Origin of the sequence: Oceanobacillus sp. FSL K6-0118, assembly GCF_038006665.1 — a bacterium.
Lineage (GTDB): Bacteria > Bacillota > Bacilli > Bacillales > Amphibacillaceae > Oceanobacillus > Oceanobacillus caeni.
The window spans coordinates 986,917-1,011,923 of the sequence record NZ_JBBOVR010000001.1; the positions used below are offsets into that span (position 1 = coordinate 986,917).

At 39.3% G+C, this 25,007-nt stretch carries 20 protein-coding genes, 15 tRNA genes, 3 rRNA genes and 1 riboswitch; of the genes, 32 read left to right on the top strand and 6 right to left on the bottom strand.

The annotated features are described in order from the left end of the window. Positions 1-139 precede the first annotated feature (139 nt). From MHI02_RS05115 to MHI02_RS05125, 3 genes are all read left to right on the top strand, one after another. Entirely contained in the window at positions 140-250 is a 111-nt protein-coding gene (locus MHI02_RS05115; RefSeq protein ID WP_083452606.1) for a YjcZ family sporulation protein, read from the top strand. Between the two features lie 130 nt (positions 251-380). After that, positions 381-788 (top strand): MarR family winged helix-turn-helix transcriptional regulator, encoded by a 408-nt coding sequence (locus MHI02_RS05120; protein WP_341165707.1) that lies wholly within the window; start codon positions 381-383, stop codon positions 786-788. A 13-nt stretch (positions 789-801) separates the two neighbouring features. After that, positions 802-2,028 (top strand): MFS transporter, encoded by a 1,227-nt coding sequence (locus MHI02_RS05125; RefSeq protein ID WP_257457135.1) that lies wholly within the window; start codon positions 802-804, stop codon positions 2,026-2,028. 29 nt (positions 2,029-2,057) lie between these two features. Here MHI02_RS05125 and MHI02_RS05130 read toward each other — a convergent pair whose 3' ends face one another. Further along, positions 2,058-3,104: a lactonase family protein gene (locus tag MHI02_RS05130; RefSeq protein ID WP_204798369.1), complete on the bottom strand. Its 1,047-nt coding sequence runs from the start codon at positions 3,102-3,104 to the stop codon at positions 2,058-2,060. A 313-nt stretch (positions 3,105-3,417) separates the two neighbouring features. Between MHI02_RS05130 and MHI02_RS05135 the strand changes: the two genes are divergently transcribed. The 20 genes from MHI02_RS05135 to MHI02_RS05230 all read left to right on the top strand — a co-directional run bounded on the left by MHI02_RS05135 (position 3,418) and on the right by MHI02_RS05230 (position 11,397). Next, positions 3,418-3,678 carry a hypothetical protein gene (locus tag MHI02_RS05135; RefSeq protein WP_047184328.1) on the top strand — a complete coding sequence of 87 codons (261 nt, stop codon included), beginning with the start codon at positions 3,418-3,420 and terminating at the stop codon, positions 3,676-3,678. A gap of 258 nt (positions 3,679-3,936) precedes the next feature. Continuing rightward, a tRNA-Glu gene (locus MHI02_RS05140) sits at positions 3,937-4,011 on the top strand. Positions 4,012-4,082: 71 nt separating this feature from the next. Next, positions 4,083-4,158, top strand: a tRNA-Val gene (locus tag MHI02_RS05145). 29 nt (positions 4,159-4,187) lie between these two features. After that, positions 4,188-4,264: transfer RNA gene (locus MHI02_RS05150), tRNA-Met, on the top strand. A gap of 12 nt (positions 4,265-4,276) precedes the next feature. Beyond that, a tRNA-Asp gene (locus tag MHI02_RS05155) sits at positions 4,277-4,353 on the top strand. Between the two features lie 27 nt (positions 4,354-4,380). Then, positions 4,381-4,456, top strand: a tRNA-Phe gene (locus tag MHI02_RS05160). A gap of 5 nt (positions 4,457-4,461) precedes the next feature. Next, positions 4,462-4,546: transfer RNA gene (locus tag MHI02_RS05165), tRNA-Tyr, on the top strand. A gap of 19 nt (positions 4,547-4,565) precedes the next feature. After that, positions 4,566-4,641 (top strand) — tRNA-Thr (locus tag MHI02_RS05170). 8 nt (positions 4,642-4,649) lie between these two features. Beyond that, positions 4,650-4,722: transfer RNA gene (locus MHI02_RS05175), tRNA-Lys, on the top strand. A 7-nt stretch (positions 4,723-4,729) separates the two neighbouring features. Further along, positions 4,730-4,814 (top strand) — tRNA-Leu (locus MHI02_RS05180). A 24-nt stretch (positions 4,815-4,838) separates the two neighbouring features. Then, a tRNA-Gly gene (locus tag MHI02_RS05185) sits at positions 4,839-4,913 on the top strand. Between the two features lie 5 nt (positions 4,914-4,918). After that, positions 4,919-5,007, top strand: a tRNA-Leu gene (locus MHI02_RS05190). Position 5,008: 1 nt separating this feature from the next. Further along, positions 5,009-5,085 (top strand) — tRNA-Arg (locus MHI02_RS05195). A 13-nt stretch (positions 5,086-5,098) separates the two neighbouring features. Then, positions 5,099-5,175, top strand: a tRNA-Arg gene (locus MHI02_RS05200). Between the two features lie 168 nt (positions 5,176-5,343). Beyond that, positions 5,344-5,417 (top strand) — tRNA-Gly (locus MHI02_RS05205). Positions 5,418-5,430: 13 nt separating this feature from the next. Beyond that, positions 5,431-5,504 (top strand) — tRNA-Ile (locus MHI02_RS05210). A 242-nt stretch (positions 5,505-5,746) separates the two neighbouring features. Then, positions 5,747-7,312 (top strand): 16S ribosomal RNA (locus MHI02_RS05215). 443 nt (positions 7,313-7,755) lie between these two features. After that, positions 7,756-10,672: ribosomal RNA gene (locus MHI02_RS05220) — 23S ribosomal RNA — on the top strand. A gap of 140 nt (positions 10,673-10,812) precedes the next feature. Further along, positions 10,813-10,927 (top strand): 5S ribosomal RNA (gene rrf / locus MHI02_RS05225). The 16S, 23S and 5S rRNA genes sit together here with 15 tRNA genes alongside, the layout of an rRNA operon. A 269-nt stretch (positions 10,928-11,196) precedes the next feature. After that, a complete protein-coding gene (locus tag MHI02_RS05230) occupies positions 11,197-11,397 on the top strand; it encodes a DUF2187 family protein (protein ID WP_204798672.1) in 201 nt (66 codons plus the stop codon). A 374-nt stretch (positions 11,398-11,771) separates the two neighbouring features. Here MHI02_RS05230 and pdxT read toward each other — a convergent pair whose 3' ends face one another. Together pdxT and pdxS are read right to left on the bottom strand one after the other, a co-directional pair. After that, on the bottom strand, positions 11,772-12,368 hold the full coding sequence (gene pdxT / locus MHI02_RS05235) for a pyridoxal 5'-phosphate synthase glutaminase subunit PdxT (protein ID WP_060668455.1): 597 nt from the start codon (positions 12,366-12,368) through the stop codon (positions 11,772-11,774). Positions 12,369-12,416: 48 nt separating this feature from the next. Continuing rightward, on the bottom strand, positions 12,417-13,304 hold the full coding sequence (gene pdxS / locus MHI02_RS05240; RefSeq protein ID WP_047185734.1) for a pyridoxal 5'-phosphate synthase lyase subunit PdxS: 888 nt from the start codon (positions 13,302-13,304) through the stop codon (positions 12,417-12,419). Between the two features lie 117 nt (positions 13,305-13,421). Here pdxS and pdxR point away from each other — a divergent pair, with 117 nt between their 5' ends. The 3 genes from pdxR to MHI02_RS05255 all read left to right on the top strand — a co-directional run bounded on the left by pdxR (position 13,422) and on the right by MHI02_RS05255 (position 16,306). Beyond that, positions 13,422-14,828 carry a MocR-like pyridoxine biosynthesis transcription factor PdxR gene (pdxR, locus tag MHI02_RS05245; RefSeq protein ID WP_047185733.1) on the top strand — a complete coding sequence of 469 codons (1,407 nt, stop codon included), beginning with the start codon at positions 13,422-13,424 and terminating at the stop codon, positions 14,826-14,828. A gap of 296 nt (positions 14,829-15,124) precedes the next feature. Further along, positions 15,125-15,337, top strand: a complete 213-nt coding sequence (locus MHI02_RS05250; protein WP_128723430.1) for a hypothetical protein — start codon at positions 15,125-15,127, stop codon at positions 15,335-15,337. A gap of 132 nt (positions 15,338-15,469) precedes the next feature. Beyond that, the gene (locus tag MHI02_RS05255) at positions 15,470-16,306 is read left to right on the top strand and encodes a DUF6612 family protein (RefSeq protein ID WP_204798674.1); all 837 of its coding nucleotides are present in this window, start codon (positions 15,470-15,472) and stop codon (positions 16,304-16,306) included. A gap of 188 nt (positions 16,307-16,494) precedes the next feature. On the opposite strand, the gene MHI02_RS05260 is transcribed toward MHI02_RS05255, so the two are convergent. The 3 genes from MHI02_RS05260 to MHI02_RS05270 are packed head-to-tail and all read right to left on the bottom strand — an operon-like array spanning position 16,495 to position 20,044. Continuing rightward, entirely contained in the window at positions 16,495-18,372 is a 1,878-nt protein-coding gene (locus MHI02_RS05260) for a PTS fructose transporter subunit IIABC (RefSeq protein WP_204798675.1), read from the bottom strand. Between the two features lie 14 nt (positions 18,373-18,386). Continuing rightward, positions 18,387-19,298, bottom strand: coding sequence for a 1-phosphofructokinase (gene pfkB / locus MHI02_RS05265; RefSeq protein ID WP_047185729.1), 912 nt, complete (start codon positions 19,296-19,298; stop codon positions 18,387-18,389). Next, a complete protein-coding gene (locus MHI02_RS05270; RefSeq protein WP_047185728.1) occupies positions 19,298-20,044 on the bottom strand; it encodes a DeoR/GlpR family DNA-binding transcription regulator in 747 nt (248 codons plus the stop codon). Before MHI02_RS05270 ends, pfkB begins: the two co-directional genes overlap by 1 nt. 408 nt (positions 20,045-20,452) lie before the next feature. Here MHI02_RS05270 and MHI02_RS05275 point away from each other — a divergent pair, with 408 nt between their 5' ends. The 6 genes from MHI02_RS05275 to ribE all read left to right on the top strand — a co-directional run bounded on the left by MHI02_RS05275 (position 20,453) and on the right by ribE (position 25,000). Beyond that, positions 20,453-21,481, top strand: a complete 1,029-nt coding sequence (locus MHI02_RS05275) for a PTS transporter subunit IIC (RefSeq protein WP_047185727.1) — start codon at positions 20,453-20,455, stop codon at positions 21,479-21,481. 166 nt (positions 21,482-21,647) lie between these two features. After that, the gene (locus MHI02_RS05280; RefSeq protein ID WP_204798676.1) at positions 21,648-22,466 is read left to right on the top strand and encodes an alpha/beta fold hydrolase; all 819 of its coding nucleotides are present in this window, start codon (positions 21,648-21,650) and stop codon (positions 22,464-22,466) included. A 346-nt stretch (positions 22,467-22,812) separates the two neighbouring features. Further along, complete coding sequence (locus MHI02_RS05285) at positions 22,813-23,094, top strand: GNAT family N-acetyltransferase (protein WP_145523822.1); 282 nt, start codon at positions 22,813-22,815, stop codon at positions 23,092-23,094. 24 nt (positions 23,095-23,118) lie between these two features. After that, complete coding sequence (locus MHI02_RS05290; RefSeq protein ID WP_047185724.1) at positions 23,119-23,349, top strand: excisionase family DNA-binding protein; 231 nt, start codon at positions 23,119-23,121, stop codon at positions 23,347-23,349. A 114-nt stretch (positions 23,350-23,463) separates the two neighbouring features. Next, positions 23,464-23,973, top strand: coding sequence for a TlpA disulfide reductase family protein (locus tag MHI02_RS05295; RefSeq protein ID WP_047185723.1), 510 nt, complete (start codon positions 23,464-23,466; stop codon positions 23,971-23,973). 59 nt (positions 23,974-24,032) lie between these two features. After that, positions 24,033-24,179: riboswitch (FMN riboswitch) on the top strand. Positions 24,180-24,346: 167 nt separating this feature from the next. Continuing rightward, entirely contained in the window at positions 24,347-25,000 is a 654-nt protein-coding gene (ribE, locus tag MHI02_RS05300) for a riboflavin synthase (RefSeq protein ID WP_047185722.1), read from the top strand. Positions 25,001-25,007 lie beyond the last annotated feature (7 nt).

Sequence of the window (25,007 nt, forward strand, 5' to 3'; positions counted from 1 at the left end):
AGACAAAAACTTTCGGGAAAATCACGGCTCTTTTCCCATAATCTTTAGGAGTTAAGTATCAAATGTAGGCATTTATCTATAACAATTCGTACGCCTTAACATATAGTAATTATGTACGTGAATGAGGAGGTGTTAATTTATGAGTGCACCCGAAAAAGGCTTTGGCTATGGTGGAGGTTTTGCCTTAATTGTAGTTCTATTCATACTGTTAATTATTATTGGAACCTCTTATGTAGGTTATGGATACTAATCTTTAAAAAGTGTTGGAAAATTCGTAGGGCACCGTTTCATTTGGTGCCTTATTTTCTTTTGTACTAGACAAGAAAAGAAAAAATGTATATAGTTACCTAGGTAACTAATTGTTCAAGTGGAGGTTTAATGTGGATTCTTTTTTTCATCATCAGTTACAGTTTACCCGGGCATTTACGAAAAAGATAAATGAACAACTAGCAAAAGTTGGTTTATATCATTCGCAATGGTTGATAGTTTTCTATTTGAAGCATTTTAATACAGCTACTCTTGTTGAAATAAGTAATTATTATGATGTAGAAAAACCAACTATAACTCGTACCGTGAATCGTTTAGAAAAAATAGGCTTAATTAAAAAAATTCCTAGTACAGATAAACGGGAGAGAAAAATCCATTTAACGGAAAAAGGGATGCAAGTTTATGACGATGCAAAGCGGATTATAGACACCTTTGAAGAAAATCTAGTAAACGAAATTTCAGATGAGGATCTAATGGTGACTTTACATACAATCCATAAGCTAAAAGAAAAAATTAAATAAGGGAGGAATAAGTTTGAGTAGAAAACCTAAGTTATGGACGAAAGACTTCATCATGGTATCCACCTCAAACTTTTTATTATTTATTTCGTTTTATATGTTAATCGTAACGTTAACGGTTTATTCGATAAAAAGTTTCCATGCATCAGAAAGTTTGGCTGGGCTTGCTTCAAGTATTTTCGTACTTGGCGCAGTGCTTGTGAGACCAATAGCGGGAAAAGCACTTGCGACGGTTGGTAAGAAAAAACTTTTATTACTCGGTTCGGTACTTTTTCTAGCTATGATGCTATTGTATTTTCCTATTAACAATTTACCTTTATTATTAGCCCTTCGATTTATCCATGGTTTTTCATTTGGGATATGTACCACTGCAACGGGAACAATCGCAGCGGAAATTATTCCGGTGGTAAGACGTGGAGAGGGAATGGGTTATTTTGCTACAAGTATGAACTTAGCCATGGCCATTGGTCCTTTTTTAGGATTATTTATAAGCCAACATTTCGACTATACAGTGATATTTGTAACTACTACTACCTTTGCTCTAGTATCCTTGATAGCTGCTTTAACGTTGAGAGTACCAGAAGTAGCTCGGGTACCAAAGGAGACTGCGAAAAAGTCCTTTCAAATTAGTGATTACTTTGAAAAGACAACTGTACCGATTGCGATTTTTATAGCAATCCTTGGATTTGTATACTCCAGCATTTTATCGTTTATGACGTCTTATGCGACAGAAATAAATTTAGTTGATACAGCAAGTTTCTTTTTCGTCATGTATGCGGCGTTTTTATTAATATCTAGACCGTTTACTGGTCAATTATTTGATTTAAAGGGAGAAAACTCCGTTATTTATCCATGCCTTGTCATATTTGGTTTTGGACTAATTTTGCTTAGTCAAGCTTCACATGGTTTGATTTTACTTATTGCGGGAGCCGTTATTGGAATTGGATTTGGTACCGTACAATCAAGTGCTCAAACTATTGCAGTTAACAGAGCTCCGTCACATAGAATTGGACTTGCAACCTCTACCTTTTTTGTATTCTTTGACACAGGAGTAGGCGTTGGTCCATTTTTATTAGGGTTTACTTTACCTTTAACGGGTTATAGAGGAATGTATGTTGGAATGGCATGTATCGTTTTTGTTTCCATTTTTGTATATTATTTCGTACATGGGAAAAAGACATCCCGCTCAAGGAAACAACATAGAATGATTCATGAAGAGGTAGAGAAACAGCTAGGACAATAGTTCCTAGCTGTTTGTATTCAAACGTAATTTTATAAAAACTTAAGGCATACCGGTTCAGGAGCATGTATGTCCTTTTGTAATAACGATAATTTGCCTGTTTCGGTATCACGGGAGAATAAAGTAAGATTATCTGATTCTTGGTTGGAAGCAATTAAGAACTTTTCACTAGGATCGAGAACGAAATCTCTTGGCCAGTCACCTTCTGTTGGTGTATTCTCAATAAAAGATAATTTTCCAGTTTCCGTATCTACTTTAAAAACAGCGATACTATTATGTCCTCGATTTCCAGAGTATACGAATCTTCCGTCAGAAGAAACGTGAATCGCACTACCTTGATTATTTTCCTTGAAATCTTCTGGAATGGTTTTAATCGATTGAACAATGGAGAAGCTTCCATTTTCTTGATCGTATGATAGGACAAAAACTTCCCCACTGAATTCCGTTACAAGATACGCAATAGTAGAAAGTTTAGGATGAAAAGCTAGGTGTCTAGGTCCACTACCAGCTGGAACAACTAAACGATTTACCTCAGTTAGCTCACCATTGTCACTAACTTGGTAAGTAAGAAGTAAATCACTGCCTAAGTCAGTGACAACTAAGTAATTTTCATCCGGAGTCATGCCAGCATAATGGATATGCGATTTTTCTTGCCTAGGATCGGGTCCACTACCAGTATGTTGAATAGTTGATATAGCTTGGCTAACTTCACCAGTATTTTGATTTATTTTATAAGAATCTACCGTACCTTTATGATAATTAGCACTGAATAAAAATTGATAATCTTTATCCGTGTTGATATGACAAGGGTTCGCACCGGGTTCTACCTGATTATTAACTGCTGTTAGTTCACCGGTTCTATCATTAACTTTGAAAGAGGCAACTCCACCATTATCTCCGTCTTTTGCGACAGAAAAAAGAAATTTATTATCAATAGTAAGCTTCAAGTAAGTAGGGCTGTCAACTTTAGCTGCAATTTTAACGTTCGATATTTTCTTTTCTTCCGTATCTAATTCAAATGAATATATTCCTTCACTGCTTTTTTTTGTATATGTGCCAATGTATCCGATGTATTTCATGTTCTGAGAATCCCCTTTCTACTTAAATCAGTGTCTACCTAAGTATATCGATAACATGAGCACTTGTCACTTCCTTGCTTTTACGAGTCTAGCCTTGGAAAAGACTTCTTAAAATGCGTGTTTAAAAAGGTGAATGAAACGGACTGAGGTCGCCAACGTTCTGGGACTACGATTACTCGTCCCACTAAAGATTTGTTGCAACGCCTCCTTAGTATCGAAGTGTCATTTTACCGGACTTTTGAACAAACTCTTAAAAAGAAAAAGGTAGAAATTGAGTTTTTTTGGGGCATGATAATCTTGAGGTGACTTTATTATGAAAGCAACTGAAATAGAAAGTAAACGATTTGATAAAGCATTAGATGAAATACTGGATTTGTTTAATAATCTTGAAAGTGATGAGCCGATTATAAAATATAATGATGAGGTTTTAAGTTTTATTGAAAAGGCGAAGAAAAAATATGGGGAAGATATTGTAAATGAAAAAGTAAATATAGTTGTGGGAGAAATGTTATCTTGGCTTGATCTAGAAGATGTGAACTTGGATAAGGATGAAAAAGAAGAAGAGGAATCCTAGTATATAGTTTCTCTTCTTTCAATATTGTGTATAATTATAACAAGCGTCATTTTGGGGGCGTTTTTGTCGATTGTTAAAATTAAAAAACAAAATTTATTATTTTATGTTGACATTTATATGAGTTTGCTTTAATATAAATTTTGCTGTTAAAAACCGATTAAAAAACGCGAATAAAGTCAAATGAAATTTCTTGTTGACATCAAACATTGAAATATGATATATTAAAGCGCGTTGACAAATTAATTCGAAATATGAAATGGCCCGTTGGTCAAGCGGTTAAGACACCGCCCTTTCACGGCGGTAACACGGGTTCGAATCCCGTACGGGTCACCATTTTTTAAGGAAGTCATGTTAAGTACGCGATGACCTGTCGCAACACATGTACTAGCACATCCTAATGCGTTGGAGGATTAGCTCAGCTGGGAGAGCACCTGCCTTACAAGCAGGGGGTCACAGGTTCGAGCCCTGTATCCTCCACCATTAACTTCTAAATCTTATATTTTTCACATCGCGGGGTGGAGCAGTCTGGTAGCTCGTCGGGCTCATAACCCGAAGGTCGTAGGTTCAAATCCTACCCCCGCAACCAAATATTTGAATTGGTCCGGTAGTTCAGCTGGTTAGAATGCCTGCCTGTCACGCAGGAGGTCGCGGGTTCGAGTCCCGTCCGGACCGCCATTTTAAATGAATAGATTCCATTATGATGGCTCGGTAGCTCAGTCGGTAGAGCAACGGACTGAAAATCCGTGTGTCGGCGGTTCGATTCCGTCCCGAGCCACCATTGTTGGAGGGGTAGCGAAGTGGCTAAACGCGGCGGACTGTAAATCCGCTCCCTCTGGGTTCGGCAGTTCGAATCTGCCCCCCTCCACCATTTAATAACTTTATCATTCGCCGGCCTAGCTCAACTGGTAGAGCAACTGACTTGTAATCAGTAGGTTGGGGGTTCAAGTCCTCTGGCCGGCACCATTTTTAATGAGCCATTAGCTCAGTCGGTAGAGCATCTGACTTTTAATCAGAGGGTCGAAGGTTCGAATCCTTCATGGCTCATCATTATGCGGGTGTGGCGGAATTGGCAGACGCGCTAGACTTAGGATCTAGTATCTTCGGATGTGGGGGTTCGACTCCCTTCACCCGCACCATTTCATTACTTAATATAATATCATGCGGAAGTAGTTCAGTGGTAGAACACCACCTTGCCAAGGTGGGGGTCGCGGGTTCGAATCCCGTCTTCCGCTCCACTCTTGCCGGGGTGGCGGAACTGGCAGACGCACAGGACTTAAAATCCTGCGGTAGGTGACTACCGTACCGGTTCGATTCCGGTCCTCGGCACCATGCGCCCGTAGCTCAATTGGATAGAGCGTTTGACTACGGATCAAAAGGTTAGGGGTTCGACTCCTCTCGGGCGCGCCATATACATAGTGCACGGGGAGTAGCTCAGTTGGATAGAGCAACAGCCTTCTAAGCTGTGGGTCGCAGGTTCGAATCCTGTCTTCTCGGCCACCTTATTATTATGCGGGTGTAGTTAAATGGTATAACCTCAGCCACGAGCGACACTTCTACCGAATAATCTACGAGTTGCCTCGAAGCATTGACTTCCTTGAATAGGCTTGTAGATGGAGAGGCATGTTGGTCGGGATTGAATCTAAAGTACAAATTTAATTAAATTGTGCGGGTGTAGTTAAATGGTATAACCTCAGCCTTCCAAGCTGATGTCGTGGGTTCGATTCCCATCACCCGCTCCATTATTTTTATAATGGGCCTGTAGCTCAGCTGGTTAGAGCGCACGCCTGATAAGCGTGAGGTCGGTGGTTCGAGTCCACTCAGGCCCATCCAATGAATTTTAGTTGGATGATCCAAAAATATCTTTTAAGAAGTTGTTGACAAAGATATAGTGAATATGATATATTATTAAAGTTACTTATTTGAAGCGATAATAAATTTTGCTCTTTGAAAACTGAACAAAACAACCAGTATGTCAAGAAAAAGAAACTCGTTTTTCTTTTTAAAAAATAGAGGTTTTTCCTCTAAAAGCTAAGAATTTCAAATGAATTTCATTCATTTGAAACAAACTTTTTTGGAGAGTTTGATCTTGGCTCAGGACGAACGCTGGCGGCGTGCCTAATACATGCAAGTCGAGCGCGGGAATCTCTTCTGATCCCTTCGGGGTGAAGAGAGTGGAACGAGCGGCGGACGGGTGAGTAACACGTGGGCAACCTACCTATAAGACTGGGATAACTCGCGGAAACGTGAGCTAATACCGGATAATACTTTTTATTGCATAATAAGAAGTTTGAAAGGCGGCGTAAGCTGTCACTTATAGATGGGCCCGCGGCGCATTAGCTAGTTGGTGAGGTAAAGGCTCACCAAGGCAACGATGCGTAGCCGACCTGAGAGGGTGATCGGCCACACTGGGACTGAGACACGGCCCAGACTCCTACGGGAGGCAGCAGTAGGGAATCTTCCGCAATGGACGAAAGTCTGACGGAGCAACGCCGCGTGAGTGAAGAAGGTTTTCGGATCGTAAAACTCTGTTGTTAGGGAAGAACAAGTCAGGTAGTAACTGACCTGACCTTGACGGTACCTAACCAGAAAGCCACGGCTAACTACGTGCCAGCAGCCGCGGTAATACGTAGGTGGCAAGCGTTGTCCGGATTTATTGGGCGTAAAGCGCTCGCAGGCGGTCTTTTAAGTCTGATGTGAAAGCCCACGGCTTAACCGTGGAGGGTCATTGGAAACTGGAGGACTTGAGTGCAGAAGAGGAGAGTGGAATTCCATGTGTAGCGGTGAAATGCGTAGAGATATGGAGGAACACCAGTGGCGAAGGCGACTCTCTGGTCTGTAACTGACGCTGAGGAGCGAAAGCGTGGGTAGCGAACAGGATTAGATACCCTGGTAGTCCACGCCGTAAACGATGAGTGCTAGGTGTTAGGGGGTTTCCGCCCCTTAGTGCTGAAGTTAACGCATTAAGCACTCCGCCTGGGGAGTACGGCCGCAAGGCTGAAACTCAAAAGAATTGACGGGGACCCGCACAAGCGGTGGAGCATGTGGTTTAATTCGAAGCAACGCGAAGAACCTTACCAGGTCTTGACATCCTTTCGCCCTCCCTAGAGATAGGGATTTCCCTTCGGGGACGAAAGTGACAGGTGGTGCATGGTTGTCGTCAGCTCGTGTCGTGAGATGTTGGGTTAAGTCCCGCAACGAGCGCAACCCTTGATCTTAGTTGCCAGCATTAAGTTGGGCACTCTAAGGTGACTGCCGGTGACAAACCGGAGGAAGGTGGGGATGACGTCAAATCATCATGCCCCTTATGACCTGGGCTACACACGTGCTACAATGGATGGTACAAAGGGCAGCGAAACCGCAAGGTCAAGCAAATCCCATAAAACCATTCTCAGTTCGGATTGTAGGCTGCAACTCGCCTACATGAAGCCGGAATCGCTAGTAATCGCGGATCAGCATGCCGCGGTGAATACGTTCCCGGGTCTTGTACACACCGCCCGTCACACCACGAGAGTTGGTAACACCCGAAGTCGGTGAGGTAACCTTTTGGAGCCAGCCGCCGAAGGTGGGACCAATGATTGGGGTGAAGTCGTAACAAGGTAGCCGTATCGGAAGGTGCGGCTGGATCACCTCCTTTCTAAGGATATACGAAAAGCGAAAGCACCCGGTTAGCGACGTACAAACTGCGCCTGGCCATGCCAGGTGGTCCGATGTTGCCGCGCAAAGTGGCGATTTTAATCGGACATTCTTCTACCGAAGGAGATAAAGGAAACACGATGAACGTAAGTGAATCGATGTTGACTTACACCACAAGGGTATAAGTGCGACTAAGCCTCTGGTTTCACCAGTCGGCAAGTCTTCTTTATCGCGCGGAGGTGAAGGAAGTTTGCTAGTCGCTGGGTGCTGCAGCTGGACATTACGGAACATCCTAATTTGGATGAAACATACTGTGTTGTTTGGTTCAGTTTTGAGAGAGCAAATCTCTCTGAAACTTTGTACCTTGAAAACTAAATAAGAGTAAACAAGACATCAAATTTTAAAGCAAGGCTATATAATAGCACGCTTATTCATTGTAAACTTAGTTAAGTGAATAAGGGCGCACGGTGGATGCCTTGGCACTAGGAGCCGATGAAGGACGGGACTAACACCGATATGCCTCGGGGAGTTGTAAGTAAACTTAGATCCGAGGATTTCCGAATGGGGAAACCCACTGTTCGTAATGGAACAGGACTTATGTCTGAATACATAGGGCATAAGAGGCACACCCAGGGAACTGAAACATCTCAGTACCTGGAGGAAGAGAAAGCAAATGCGATTTCCCAAGTAGCGGCGAGCGAAACGGAAACAGCCCAAACCAGAGAGCTTGCTCTCTGGGGTTGTAGGACACTCCACAAGGAGTTACAAAGAAATTCTTTAGATGAATCAACCTGGAAAGGTTAGCCAAAGAGGGTAACAGCCCTGTAATCGAAAAAGAATTTCCTCCGGAGTGGATCCTGAGTACGGCGGAACACGTGGAATTCCGTCGGAATCCGGGAGGACCATCTCCCAAGGCTAAATACTCCCTAGTGACCGATAGTGAACCAGTACCGTGAGGGAAAGGTGAAAAGCACCCCGGGAGGGGAGTGAAAGAGTACCTGAAACCGTGTGCCTACAAGTAGTCGAAGCGCGTTCATGCGTAACGGCGTACCTTTTGTAGAATGGACCGGCGAGTTACGATTGTATGCGAGGTTAAGTGGAAGACACGGAGCCGTAGCGAAAGCGAGTCTGAATAGGGCGATTTAGTATGCGGTCGTAGACCCGAAACCGTGTGATCTACCCATGTCCAGGGTGAAGGTCAGGTAACACTGACTGGAGGCCCGAACCCACGTATGTTGAAAAATGCGGGGATGAGGTGTGGGTAGGGGTGAAATGCCAATCGAACACGGAGATAGCTGGTTCTCTCCGAAATAGCTTTAGGGCTAGCCTCAAGATGATGAGTACTGGAGGTAGAGCACTGATTGGACTAGGGGCCCTCATCGGGTTACCGAATTCAGTCAAACTCCGAATGCCAGATACTTAAACTTGGGAGTCAGACTATGGGTGATAAGGTTCATAGTCGAAAGGGAAACAGCCCAGACCACCAGCTAAGGTCCCAAAGTATACGTTAAGTGGAAAAGGATGTGGAGTTGCTTAGACAACCAGGATGTTGGCTTAGAAGCAGCCACCATTTAAAGAGTGCGTAATAGCTCACTGGTCGAGTGACTCTGCGCCGAAAATGTACCGGGGCTAAACGTATCACCGAAGCTGTGGATTGTTCTTACGAACAATGGTAGGAGAGCGTTCTAAGTGCTGTGAAGTCAGACCGTGAGGACTGGTGGAGCGCTTAGAAGTGAGAATGCCGGTATGAGTAGCGAAAAAAGAGTGAGAATCTCTTTCACCGAATGCCTAAGGTTTCCTGAGGAAGGCTCGTCCTCTCAGGGTTAGTCGGGACCTAAGCCGAGGCCGAAAGGCGTAGGCGATGGACAACAGGCAGATATTCCTGTACCACCTCATGACCGTTTGAGCGATGGGGGGACGCAGTAGGATAAGGAATGCGCACGGATGGATGTGTGCGCCCAAGCAGTGAGAAAGTCAGGTAGGCAAATCCGCCTGGCCATTTCAAGCTGTGATGGGGAGGCCTTCTGGCCGAAGTTCCTGATTTCACACTGCCGAGAAAAGCCTCTAGCAAGGTCACAGGTGCCCGTACCGCAAACCGACACAGGTAGGCGAGGAGAGAATCCTAAGGTGAGCGGGAGAACTCTCGTTAAGGAACTCGGCAAAATGACCCCGTAACTTAGGGAGAAGGGGTGCTCTACGGAGTAGAGCCGCAGTGAATAGGCCCAAGCGACTGTTTAGCAAAAACACAGGTCTCTGCGAAGCCGAAAGGCGAAGTATAGGGGCTGACACCTGCCCGGTGCTGGAAGGTTAAGGGGAAGAGTTAGGGCTTTCGCCCGAAGCTTAGAACCGAAGCCCCAGTAAACGGCGGCCGTAACTATAACGGTCCTAAGGTAGCGAAATTCCTTGTCGGGTAAGTTCCGACCCGCACGAAAGGTGCAACGACTTGGGCACTGTCTCAACGAGAGACCCGGTGAAATTATACGATGCGTGAAGATGCGCATTACCCGCGACAGGACGGAAAGACCCCGTGGAGCTTTACTGTAGCCTGATATTGAATGTCTGTGCAGCTTGTACAGGATAGGTGGGAGCCTTAGAAACGTGAGCGCCAGCTTACGTGGAGGCATCCGTGGGATACCACCCTGGCTGTATGGACCTTCTAACCCAGGACCGTGATCCGGTTCGGAGACAGTGTCAGGCGGGCAGTTTGACTGGGGCGGTCGCCTCCCAAAAGGTAACGGAGGCGCCCAAAGGTTCCCTCAGAATGGTTGGAAATCATTCGCAGAGTGTAAAGGCAGAAGGGAGCTTGACTGCGAGACCTACAAGTCGAGCAGGGACGAAAGTCGGGCTTAGTGATCCGGTGGTTCCGCATGGAAGGGCCATCGCTCAACGGATAAAAGCTACCCCGGGGATAACAGGCTTATCTCCCCCAAGAGTTCACATCGACGGGGAGGTTTGGCACCTCGATGTCGGCTCATCGCATCCTGGGGCTGTAGTCGGTCCCAAGGGTTGGGCTGTTCGCCCATTAAAGCGGTACGCGAGCTGGGTTCAGAACGTCGTGAGACAGTTCGGTCCCTATCCGTCGTGGGCGTTGGAAGTTTGAGAGGAGCTGTCCTTAGTACGAGAGGACCGGGATGGACATACCGCTGGTGTACCAGTTGTTCCGCCAGGAGCATAGCTGGGTAGCTACGTATGGAAAGGATAAGTGCTGAAAGCATCTAAGCATGAAGCCCCCCTCAAGATGAGACTTCCCATCATTTTAAATGAGTAAGATCCCTCAGAGACGATGAGGTTAATAGGTTTGAGGTGGAAGCGTGGCGACACGTGGAGCTGACAAATACTAATCGATCGAGGACTTAACTAACTTCTTTTGATGTTATAATTTACTCTTATTTAGTTTTTAAGGTATAAAATTCCTTATTAATCTTGACTAAAATTGGAAGAACAATTATAATAATGATTGTTGCTGATTTTATCAGAGATAACCTAATTAAATAAAAGTTGTCTGGTAGCGATGGCGGAAAGGTCACACCTGTTCCCATACCGAACACAGAAGTTAAGCTTTCCAGCGCCGATGGTAGTTGGGGTTACCCCCTGCGAGAGTAGGACGCCGCCAGGCAATAAATACAAAAAAGGCAAGGTATGCATATCTTGCCTTTTTTGTATTTCGTGAAAGTATAAAGTTTTGCAAAAGGCTATTCTGACAAACCTAATTTTCCTAAAAGATAATAAACCAATACAAAATAAATGAGATTCTATTAAAAATATGCTAAATTTAAATAGGTCAAAAGACTGCAATTGCTTCTAAATGATATCAGGCTCAAATATGAATGATTTTTACAATTTGTACAAGAATAAGAGGAGCCTTTCTATAAAGGAGGAAACGAAATGGCAACGGAAGAAAAAGAGGTAAAGAAAGCAAGTGAAGGCGATACGATAAAAGTAGTTAAAGGTGAACAAAAAGGAAAAAAAGGTAAAGTACTTCTAGTAAGAGAAAACTCTGTTATCATTCAAACTGGAAAACATCAAGAAACTGGGGAGCCAATCAAAACAGTAGTGAATCATAAGAACTATAAACGTGTTAAGTAATAGAGAATATAACACAGGATGTAAAAGGCTAATTAGTTTATCTTTGGTGGATAAAAAATAAATTAACAAGTTAAAAGCATATCAAATCCAAAAGTGATTGGTATGCTTTTTTCGTTGAATATCAAAGTGTTCGGATTTAGGTTTTCCTCTTTGTTTAGGGATTCGTCACTCGATATAGTTAATTATTTAAACAATTAAATATTAGATATTAAAAGAATTCGGGATAAAACAAACCACTTTTAAAATGAAAAACCGCATGAAATCAATTTTAAAAACTTGATCTCATGCCGATTATTTTTTGAATATGTTCTATAGAAGTATGTTATTTCATGTGTTTCTCCACGATCAGAACTACCAGGGTATTCGTAGGTTATTTAATTTACCATTTCCACTTTTGGTTCTTTTACCATCTCTACAAATAATTCCAGAAATCGGTTATCATCGGTAAGTTCTGGGTGAAAGGAACTAACTAGAATATGATCTTGTTTTGCAGCAACAATTTTCCCGTCATATGTAGCCAAGATTTCCACATTCTTTCCCGCCGATTCGATATAAGGAGCACGAATGAAAATGGCGTTAAATGGATCGTTTAAACCCCTTACATCTAGCGCAGTTACAAAACTATCGACCTGTCTACCAAATGCGTTACGCTTCACACTAATATCCATTAAGTTTAAATGACTCGTATTAGAATCGATAATTTCCTTTGCTATAAGAACCATACCGGCACAAGTTCCAAATATAGGTATTCCCTTATTTGAGAACTCCTTAAGAGGTTCAAAAAATCCATAACGATCAATAAGTTTTCTCATCGTTGTGCTTTCCCCACCTGGAAGAATTAGTCCATTCACATCTTTTAGTTGTTCGGGTTTCTTTACAATAAGACTTTGTAATCCTAAATCATGAATATGTTTAACGTGTTCTTCAATTGCTCCTTGAAGCCCAAGAACACCAATTGTTAATTTAGTCATTATTTTTCACATCCTGCTAACAAAACTATAACAGTTTCACTTTTCTGTTTACCATCCACGCTCTTGCATTCTATCTTCGTTTCCTAGTTTAGATATTTCTATTCCTTTCATTGCAGATCCTAATTCCTTAGATAATTTACCAATTAAATCATAATCCGTATAGTATGTTGTTGCTTGAACGATAGCATTGGCAAATTTCTCAGGACTCTCTGATTTGAAAATACCTGATCCAACGAATACACCGTCAGCTCCAAGTTCCATCATTAATGCTGCATCTGCTGGGGTTGCGACGCCACCTGCTGCAAAGTTAACGACGGGTAATTTTCCTGCTTCTTTAATTTGTTTTAATATCTCATATGGTGCACCAAGATTTTTCGCTTCTGTCATTAATTCGTCATCATTCATTCTGACTACCTTACGTACTTGGGCATTTACTTTACGCATGTGACGAACAGCTTCAACAATATTTCCTGTTCCTGGTTCTCCCTTTGTACGAAGCATAGATGCACCTTCACCGATACGACGTGCTGCTTCACCTAAATCACGGCATCCGCAGACAAATGGAACGGTAAAATCACTCTTCAATAAATGGAATTCCTCATCTGCAGGAGTTAAAACTTCACTTTCATCTATGTAATCAACACCCATAGCCTCTAACACTCTGGCTTCAGTAATATGTCCGATCCGTGCTTTTGCCATTACCGGAATAGATACGGCATTCATGACTTCTTCCATAATTCTTGGGTCAGCCATTCTAGCAACGCCACCAGCTTTACGAATATCAGATGGCACTCTTTCTAAAGCCATAACTGCAACTGCACCAGATGCTTCCGCAATTTTTGCTTGTTCCGCGTTTACAACGTCCATGATGACGCCACCTTTTTGCATTTGAGCCATTCCACGTTTTACTTCCTCAGTTCCTAATAATTTTTCCAATTAATCCAACTCCATTCTCTTTTCAAAATATATATTACATTATAAAAATAAATGTGATACTATTGGAAGTGTCAGTTTTTAATTAATTGAAGGGGTCAATTGAAAAGGAGTATAAAAATGGAGATGTTATCTTGTCATTTAAACCGATCAAGTAAAGTACCATTATATGAACAATTATATAATTTTATAAAAAACGAAATCATTGAAGGAAGAATAGAATACGGGGCTAAGCTTCCATCTAAAAGGAAATTATCTGAGTTTCTTAGAATCAGTCAAAATACGGTTGAGACGGCTTATGATCAATTACTAGCAGAAGGTTATGTCGAAAGTATTCCGAGAAAAGGTTATTTTGTATTAGCATATGAAGAATTAGAATATGTTCAGCAAAATGAAATAAAAGTGGGTGAAAAGGAAGTAGAGGAGGAAAGATTAACGTATCATTTTCACCCAAGTTGGATTGACACGGAAAATTTTCCCTTTAAAAAATGGAGAAAATATGCAAAAAATATGATTGATGAGAACTATCATTCTTTACTTTTATTAGGAGATATGCAAGGGGAATTGGAACTGCGACAGGAAATCGCACAATATTTATATCATGCTAGAGGAGTTCAATGTACACCTGAACAAGTCATCATTGGTGCAGGAAGTGAGATTTTACTACAGCAATTGATTCTTTTATTTAAGAGGGACACCATTTATGGAGTAGAGGATCCTGGATATCACATCATCTCAAAATTGCTGAAGAACAATGAAAAAGAAGTATATCCTTTACGAGTGGATGGGGATGGAATTAAAGTAAAGCAAATAGAAGATACAAATATTGATATCGTTTACGTTACACCTTCTCATCACTTTCCCTATGGCTCTGTTCTTTCCGTCAATCGAAGGATGCAATTATTAAAATGGGCTAGAGAATCGGAGAATCGATATATCATTGAAGATGATTATGATAGTGAGTTTCGGTATAGTGGTAAGGCTATTCCTTCTTTGCAAAGTATGGACCAAGCAGGAAAAGTAATTTATCTTGGATCGTTTTCCAAGTCACTTATTCCATCTTTGCGAATTAGTTATATGGTTTTACCGAAAAAGTTATGGAAGAGATATAAGGAAGAATTGTCTTTTTATCAATGTACTGTTTCCAGAATTGATCAGCATATCTTAACAGAGTTTATGAAAGAGGGCGACTTTGAAAGACATTTAAATCGAATGAGGAAAATTTACCGTAGAAAATTAGATAAAACGTTAGAGTTAATAAAACCTTTTAAAGAAATACAAGTGATTGGAGAACAATCCGGCCTTCATATTGTACTAGTTATAAAAAATGGGATGAGAGAGGAAGAGCTAGTAGAAAGAGCAAGGGAATCAAAGATTACTATCTATCCATTGTCCTATTATTTTCTTGAAAAGTGGGATAAAAATCCACCGATGATTATTTTAGGGTTTGCTGGTATTCCCGAGGGCGAATTGGAGAAGGCCATTCATTTATTATTTAATAGTTGGGAATTAGAGATGGGCAAATAGTTCGAGCAATTATTCATTTAATGATGTATTCGTTTTTACTGAAACTGCCAAGGAATTCGTTCGGTAAAATTTGAGTAAAAATGTAGTGGAAAAAGATTTGTAGTTATAATAGTTAAAAAATCCTTCCGAAAAAAATGAGAGGTTTCATCAAATTTTTTTCGATTAGGAGGTTTAAAACTTTCTGCTTTTGGGAATAGCAGTTGTTGTTAGAAAATTTCATTTTAAGTAGCTATAGTAAAATGCCAAGTTTTCTAATGTTTGATGCTATAAAAAAGAATAGCTTAGGGGGAAGAAGAGTGGAAAGAAATGAATTCTATTCAAGTATACCAAAACATTTATTGGGCGCCTTCTATATCTACATAAGTAAAAATATCGAGAAAGGGATTAAAATTAAAAAGATGAGAACTGAATTAGGCATAATTGAAAAGGAAGTAAGTAAAAGAAGAATGACCATTAGCGAACTGATTAAAGAAGGGGAAAGTTTCATTCAATTGAAGGTGCTTAAATAACCTAGCTCTATACAATAGAGCTTTATGTATTCAAATGCTCATTAATTCACAATTATAACTAGAAAATAATTGAAACCTTTATATATATACTTTCGTATGAAAAGGTATCATGATCAAATGGGGGATTGCAAAATGAAAAAGAGCATTACACTACTTTTACTTACGTTTGCCTTTTTGGGGCTTGCAGCCTGTAGTAGTGGAGATAAGGAAGTAAATGAGATTTATAACAAAGCTTTAGAAGCCGCAGAAGAAATGAACAGTGCAGAAGTAGATATAGAGATGAAACAGGAGATGAGTGTGCCTCAGGAAGAAGATGCCATGGTAATGGAAAGTCAAATGTCAGGAGCTATTATTACTGAACCACTCGCCATGCATCAAAAGGGAACAACTTCTATTTCGATGGGAGAAGAAATGGATGAGCCGATGGAAATGGAGCAAGAATTATATTTCGTTGATAACGAAATTTACAGTTATGACTCCATAACGGAAGAATGGTTAAAAATGGATGATTCTACAATTCCTATGGATTTCATTAATACAGAACAAATGGACACATCAGACCAGTTAAACATGTTTAAAGATTATGTAGATAATCTAAAATATGAAGAAACCGATGAGGCCTATATATTCCAATTCTCCCCTAATCAAGATGAAGTAAAAAATTTAACAGAAGATTTGCTCAAAGAGATTATACCAGAGGAACTCACTTCTCAAATGGGTGAAGAAATAACAGAAGTTCTTGAAAATACAGAGATTAATGATTTAGAAGTAGAAATATCGATTAATAAGGACTCCTATCAAATTGAGAAGTATCATGTAGATATGGATATGAAAATGACTGTTGAAGGAGAAGAAATGAATATTAAACAGAATGTGAATACTGTTTATCGTAATATAAATACAATTGAACATATTGAAATTCCTAAAGAAGTAAAAGAATCGGCAAAAGAAGTATCGGAATTTGAGTAGAAAAAAAGTCAACCATTTTGGCGAATGGTTGACTTTTAAATTTTAAGGAAAGATACGAACATGACCATTATCTGTAATTTCCACAGTCGAATAGCTTTCAAATGTTTTTACGTTCGTTATTTCGCTTCTTAGGGGGTTATTCGAATAAAAATAGAGATAAACCATATCCGGTTTATCTCATATTTTCATTACTTTTCCTTTACAGGTTTTCTCCAAACTCCTAATACAACTGCTGATATAATCATACCGATTGCTAAAGAAAGCAAGAAAAGAAGTGGTTTTTCTGCTAGTGGAATAACAAATATTCCACCATGAGGTGCTGGGATAGCAGTACTAAAGAATTGTGTTAGACCTCCGGCAATTGCAGCACCAAGAACAGAGGAACCTATTACACGTAATGGGTCTGCCGCAGCAAATGGAATAGCCCCTTCTGTAACAAAGGAAAGCCCCATTATATAGTTAGTAAGACCAGATTTTTTCTCTGATTCTGTAAATTTGTTTTTAAATAATGTAGTAGCTAAAGCGATAGCTAGTGGTGGAATCATCCCACCGGCCATAATTGCAGCCATTAAACTTCCATCACCAGTATCTGTGAAAATACCGATAGAAAAGGCATAAGCGGCTTTATTAAATGGTCCTCCCATATCAATTGCCATCATAGCACCTAGAATTGCTCCTAAAATAACAGCATTTCCAGTACCTAGGTTTTCTAAGAATGTTACCATAGCCGTATTAATGGTTGCAAAAATAGGACCGAAAATAAAGTACATTAGTAATCCTGTTACGAATAGACCTAACACTGGATAAATAAGGATTGGTTTTAGGCCTTCTACTGACTTCGGTAGACGATGAAATACTTTCTTAAGCCAAACAACAACATAACCAGCCAAGAAACCGGCAACTAAACCACCAAGAAAGCCCGCGTTACTATTAACGGCAATTAAACCACCAACCATACCGGGCATAAGTCCCGGACGATCAGCAATACTTAGGGCAATAAATCCAGCAAAAATCGGTATTAGGAAATCAAATGCATTTCCACCGAGATCGTTTAAGAAAGTAAAAATCGTACTCTCACTTCCAACAAAACTTTCCACTAGGAAGGAGATAGCAATTAAAATACCACCACCGACAACAAATGGAAGCATATGGGAGATTCCATTCATAATGTCTTTATAAATGCCACCCCATACCGAATTTGATTTTTCTTCGTTATTATCTGTTTGTTTCTCACCGTTATTACCTTGGTAAACAGGGGCATCTTTATTGACTGCCTTCGTAATTAACTCCTCTGTTTTATTAATTCCATCTGAAACAGGGCGTTGAATGAGATGTTTTCCGTTAAAACGTTCAAGGTCGACTTTTTTACTTGCTGCAATTATAACAGCATTGGCACGTTCAATTTCATCCTTGGATAGTGAATTTTTAGCTCCGTCTGACCCTTGGGTTTCCACCCGAATATCGACATTCATTTCTTTTGCTTTTTTCTTTAAAGCATCCTCTGCCATATACGTATGGGCTATTCCTGTGGGACAAGCGGTAATTGCGACTACAAATGGTTTCGTTCCATTTGTTTCCTTTTCTTCATCCGCACGTTCTTCTTGTTCTACTTCTTCTTGCTCCTCATCAAATAAAGCATGGATTTCTTCTGGAGTTTTGGCGTTTTTTAAACTGTCGACAAATTCCTTATCAATTAATTGACGAGATAAAGCGGCTAATGTTTCTAAATGAGTGTTATTTGCTCCCTCTGGTACAGCAATCATGAAGAAAAGGTAAGCAGGTTGTCCGTCAAGTGATTCATAATTGACACCTTTGTTACTTTTTGCGAATAAAACAGTTGGTTTTTCCACTGCTTTGTTTTTAGCATGTGGCATGGCAATACCATCACCAAGTCCTGTTGATGTTTGTGCTTCTCGCTTTAAAATAGCTTCTTTGAACTCAGTTACATCTGTGATGACACCATGTTTATCTAGACTTTCAATCATCTCATCAATGACAGCTTCTTTCTCAGTTGCTTGAAGGTCAAGGAGCATGATGTCTTTTCTAAGTAAATCGGTTATTTTCATGACTATCTCCTTTGTTAAATTTCTTTAATTTCTATTTGATTGAGAAGGGAAAGGATTGTTTCCTTTTTCGCTAAATCATCTGAAAAAGCTGTTGCACTTCCACAAGCAATTCCCATTTTAAATGCAGATATTGGATCCTGATTTTTGGTGAATTCACCGATAAATCCAGCAATCATGGAATCTCCTGCACCTACGGAATTTTTTACGTTTCCCTTTGGATTGAATCCTTGATAAATTCCATTATTAGTAAATAGTAATGCACCGTCACCTGCCATCGATACAATGACATGCTTCGCTCCCATTTCTAGTAATTTTTTACCATAAGGGATTACATCTTGAATAGTATTTAAACTTACATGGAATAGCTCGGATAACTCTTCACGATTCGGCTTTACTAAAAGCGGTTGATAAGAGAGTGTTGCTTTTAAATCTTTACCGGTCGTATCAATTACAAATTCCGCTTGTGCTTTTTTTACCTTTTTAACCATTTCTTCATAAAAATCTTCTGATAGGGATGGTGGTTTACTCCCTGATAAGATAACCGTATCCTTTTTATTCACGTTGTCTAACCTTGATAAAAGCTCATTGGCCTCAGATGGTGTAATAGTAGGGCCTTGACCATTAATTTCAGTTTCAACGTCAGATTTGAGTTTAATATTGATTCGAGTATCATCGGAAATGGAGATGAAATCTGAATGAATCCCATCTTTGTTTAACCGATCATTTATGAAATTACCTGTGAAACCTCCAAGAAAACCAATTGCTGTTGTATCACTTTCTAATTCCGTTAACACTCTTGAAACGTTGATGCCTTTTCCACCAGGAAATTTTGCATCGTCGTTCATTTTATTTAATTCACCTAGATGAAAAGGGTTAACGTGAACAATGTAATCAATAGAAGGGTTCAGTGTTATCGTATAAATCATCATTTTGCCTCCAAAATTGTTGTTTTTTCCTTAAATAATGATAGATCTTCTTTGGAATCATTTGTTATGATTGTCACATCTTCTAAGTCAAACAAATGAACAAAATTGACCTTATTCCATTTTGTATGATCAGCCAATATATAGGTCATGGAGGAGTGTTGTTGTGCCATTTTCTTTATGGCTGCTTCTTCAGGATCAGGGGTCGTTAAACCAAATTCGATGTCTATACCGTTTACCCCAAGAAAGGCTTTATTAAAACGAAACGATTGCAGGTTCGTTAAACTTGTAGAACCAACCATGGCTTTAGTGCCTTGCTTAATTCTTCCTCCAATCAATATCGTTTTAATTTGTTTATCGATTAGTAGAGAAGCATGTTGGATTCCATTGGTTACTACTGTAATATTCCCTTTTTCAATGAAATCTATCATGGCCATTGTTGTCGTACCGGCATCTAAGAAAATAACATCATTTTCTTCTATTAGTGATGTAGCCACTTTTCCGATTACGGATTTTTCTTGAACGTTTTTGAGTGACTTTTCACTAACAGTTAATTCCTCATCAATTTGATATATGCGTTTCGCTCCTCCGTGGATGCGCTTAATTTTCCCTTCGTTATGTAGGGTTTCAAGGTCTCGGCGAATCGTTGACTCCGAACAGTTTAATGCTTTCATTAAGTCTTGGGTTTTTACGATTCCTTGCCTTTTTACCATGTCTACTATTATGGGATGTCTTTCTTCGGTTAACATAGCATAACCTCCCACGCAGTATTTTAACACCAAAAACATTCAAAAACAATCAGTAAATACCATCTTGTTTAAACGTTTTTGGGGAAATTTGAATTCAGAAAAAATAATTAATTGACACTTTTAAAAACTTATATTATTATGTTAAAAAACAATTTTTAATATAAAAGGAGAATCGACATGAACCGCATCCAACAATTAAAAAATAATAACATTCTCATTATTAACTTAATTAGCTAGGACTGAAACATTTCCATTAAATATATGGTAATTGTTTGAGTCCGTTTTGCGTATTAACTTTTGAAGCGGCGCTCAAGCAATTAAGTTAAGCGCCCATCCATTCCGGAGGGCTTTTTATTTTCCCTAAATTTAATAGAAACAATCAATTCACGTAAATTAGGAGGCAAAAGGATGAAGAAATCAACAAAAGAATATTTGGTAGATAGAACATATAAAGCTTCGATCGGACTAGCAAATGCGGTTCTCGTAACATTAGGGATTGGCCTTCTAATTGAAACTCTAGGAAATTTTACAGGCTGGCAAGGATTTATAACGGTTGGGATGGCAGCGCAATTAATGCTTGCTCCGGCAATTGGTGCAGGTATAGCGTATCAACTAGGTGGAAATACACTTATCATATTTAGCGCGATGGCCACTGCAACAGTTGGTGCTGGAGCATTAAATATAAATGCAGATGGATCGTGGGTTCTTACCACAGGACAACCTATAAGCGCGGTAGTAGCAGCTGTACTTGCGATTTATGTTGGTAAAAAGGTAGCAGGAAAAACAAAGCTAGATATGATGGCAATTCCGTTCGCTGCCATATTTGTAGGAGGAGTTTGCGGAGTTGGTATAGCAGCAATTGTTACACCATTACTAGAACTGATTAGTGCACAAATAACGAATGCTGTGTCAGGCTCACCATTGATTGGGGCTATGTTGATTTCTCTTGTATGGAGTGTTTTCCTTATGTCTCCTGCATCTTCCGCGGCAATTGCAATCGCACTTCAATTGGACCCGGTTTCGAGTGCGGCTGCTTTGATTGGATGTACCGCACAGTTTGCTGGATGGACGGCAATGTCGTTTAGGCAAAACGAGGCTGGTGCAAATATCGCACAATCTTTAATTACACCAAAAGTACAAGTTCCGAACTTAGTAAGAAATCCAAAATTAGTAATTGGACCATTCTTATCGGCTATCATTTGTGCACCAATAGCAATACTTGTTTTTAATTTCCAAGTACCATATCAGTTAGCTGGATTAGGTTTGAACTCACTAATTGCCCCAATTAATATCATAGTCAACCAAGGAATCGGAGTTTTCCTAATGTACATTGTTATTAGTGTAGTTCTACCAGCTGTTATTTCTGTAGCTATATATCATGCATTGAAACTAAAAGGCTGGGCCGAAACTGGTGATCTAAAAATGGAAGTACAATAATAAAAAAACTAAGGCACTTTACCAACCCTTTGGTGAATGCCTTAGTTTTTTTAAAAGAACGGTACAAATCACATATTAGGGCACTTGCCTAATATAATAATTAAAAAGTATATCAACTATGATAAGGGAAAATATAAAAATGAATAAATCATTTTGAGGTGGAAAGATGAAAGATAAGCTTTCAAGTACCATGTTAAATATAGATAATGTAAAGGTCTATTGTGAATATGTTTGTAATGAAAATCCACCAGTTATCCTTATTCATGGTTTTGTGTCTTCCACTTATACGTTTAATAAAATCATTCCCCTTTTAGAAAAAGACTTCTCCATTGTTGCAATAGATCTACCTGGTTTTGGGAGAAGCGAGAAGTCTATATCATTTTTTTATTCTTATGAAAACTATGCAAGATTAGTAATAAAAATTATGGACTACTTTGGTATGGATGCCGTTTGCATTGTTGGTCATTCGATGGGAGGTCAAATAGCCCTTAATATTGCAAAATTAATTCCAGATAAGGTAAAGAAATTATTTTTAATAGCCAGTTCCGGTTATTTAAAAAGCTCGAACAGGTTATTAGTGTATTCTTCCTATTTACCTTTCTTTAGTTTGTATGTAAAAAGAGCTATTAATAGTCGTAGTGTGATGGATAGTTTAAGAAATGTATTTTATAACCAATCCAATATTACTGCCGACCATATAAGAGAATTCGAAAGACCTATAAAGGAGAAAAACTTTCCCAAATCCCTTATCCGTTTGTTACGTCATCGTGAAGGAGATTTATCTTCTTACGAGTTGTGTAAAATTAACACCCCTACCTTACTTATATGGGGGGAAGATGATCGGGTGGTTCCATTACGTATAGGAAAACGGCTAGTTCAAGACTTACCGAATGCAGAAATAATTACTTTTAAGGAAACGGGGCATTTAGTGTCAGAGGAAAGACCAAATGAAGTTTCAACTCTTATTTCTTCTTATTTAATTTAAAGGACTAATTGCTCAACGATCTTAAATGTAGTTTAATGTATGTTATATTGTAACTATTATTTTTCAGGTATAAAGGCTAAGATTACAATAAAATTGATATAATTGGTATAATAGCTAATGAATACTCCCACCACTTAATTTTCTAACAAAAATTTGAAGTAGGGGTTTCAAACGATCGAACATACATGGATGAACGCTTAACGTTGGCGGACGAATAAACATATATTTTCTGGTACAAAAAGGCGATTCACCTCCTACTTACTCATTGGGTTACCCCTTACACATACCTTGAGGATGGGAGTCCTCTCGCCTAATAATAATAGAAAAACGACATAGGAGAGATAGTATGATTACAATTAATAAGGCAGAGAATATATTTTATGTTGGGGATGATGTAAAGGAGCCAATTGCAGAGTTAACATTTAATCAGTCTAGTGGCAATAATATTGTGGTAGATCATACTTATGTATCTGATGAACTTCGCGGTCAAGGAATTGCTGGACAACTAGTAGAAAAAGTAGTTGCCTATGCACGTGAAAATAATAAGAAAATTATTCCGTTATGTCCATACGTGAAGCGGAAATTAGAAGAAACTCCAGAATATCACGATGTGCTTTCCGAAAAGTAAATTAAAGAGAGGTGCGATTGGCGAATGTATCTAACTGTACAGGAAACTGCAGATTATTTATCTATGCCAGTAACAAAGGTTTCTGCATTAGTACTGCAAGGACGAATACGTGCAATCCATGATGGTGAGCAGTACCTAATTAATCAAAATCAATTCACCACGCATTTCGAACAAGTAGAAAAATATCGACTAATGATTCAGGAATACCTAAATGAACCTATTCCTGATGATATTGATGTGAAAGATGAAGATTAGAAAAAAAGTGAAGTGAATGCAAAGCTTAAAAGCATTCACTTCACTTTTTTATTTGCATGAATTAGTAATGCACAGGAACAATAAGAGTAAATAATGTTAAGCGGAGGATGAATCATGAAGTTTAACTATTTAATACCTATCGTATTAGGGATATTTTTTTCCTTTTTTATGACGGAACAATTATTGGCGGAGGAAAATAAAGAGGGTATCGAAGTAGGGAATAAAGCGCCTGATTTTGAAATAGAAACGTTAAATGGAGAAAAAGTAAGCTTGTCTGATTATAAAGGAAAACCAGTCATGCTTAATTTCTGGGCAACTTGGTGTCCACCTTGTCAAGTTGAAATGCCAGACATGCAAAAATTTCATGAAAAACATGAAGTAGTCGTTTTAGCTGTTAATTTATTAGACACAGAAATGAAAAGGGATCATGTTCAAAAATTTGTGGATGAATTTGGCATGACCTTTACCATTGGGCTAGATGGGGATGGGGCCGTTTCAAGCAAATATCGAATCAATCCCATTCCTACGACTTATATGATTGATTCAAAAGGGATTATTCGGCATAAATCGCTAGGAGCTATGCCATACGAAACAATGGTAGAGCATTTAAATAAGATGGATTAAAAAATATTTTGAATTGAACGGTAACTTATGCTACAATGAAATAGAATTTAATAACGAATATATTCCTTCGGGGCAGGGTGAAATTCCCTACCGGCGGTGATGAAGCAATGCTTCAAAGTCCGTGACCCGTGCGGTTATGATACCAAGCGGTGGATCTGGTGAGAATCCGGAACCGACAGTTAAAGTCTGGATGGGAGAAGGAATTTTAGAATGGCGTATTTTGGTCTATACTGTATTTGTATAGGTTAAAAATGCTTTATTTTGCTAACTAAAATTCTAACCTTTTAGCTCTCGATGGTATTACTGTCGAGAGCTTTTTGCATTTATTTAAATATCTTATACCCCTGATGAAGGAATAAAAGGAGGGAGATTTGTGTTCACAGGTATTATTGAGGAAATTGGAACTGTAAAAAAGATCCAAAAGGTTTCTGATCAAGCTGTAACGATGACTATTTCTTCGAGTAAAATTCTTGAAGATGTCGGGTTAGGCGATAGCATCTCAGTAAACGGTATTTGCTTAACCGTTACTCATTTTACATCTGATTATTTTGAAGTCGATGCCATGCCAGAAACGATAAAAGCAACATCGTTAAACAGTCTAAAAAAAGGATCTTCCGTAAATTTAGAACGGGCTATGGCAGCGAATGGAAGATTTGGCGGGCATTTTGTCTCTGGACATATTGATGCTACAGGGAAAATAGTTAAAAAGAAAAAAGAACAAAATGCGATTTATTACGACATAGAAATTCCCAACGACTTAACCAAATACATCTTGCATAAGGGTTCCATAACGGTGGATGGAACTAGTTTAACTATATTTGGAATCCAAAAAAATATTTTTACGATCTCCTTAATTCCACATACTGCAAAAGAAACGATTCTTGGCGAAAAAGAAGAAGGAGATATTGTAAATATTGAGTGTGATATGCTCGCAAAGTATGTTCAAAAAATGCTTCATAACGATGATCGCGAGCAGAAAGTAAATCGAATAAGTAAAGACTTTTTACAACAAAATGGCTTTATGTAAAGGAGTG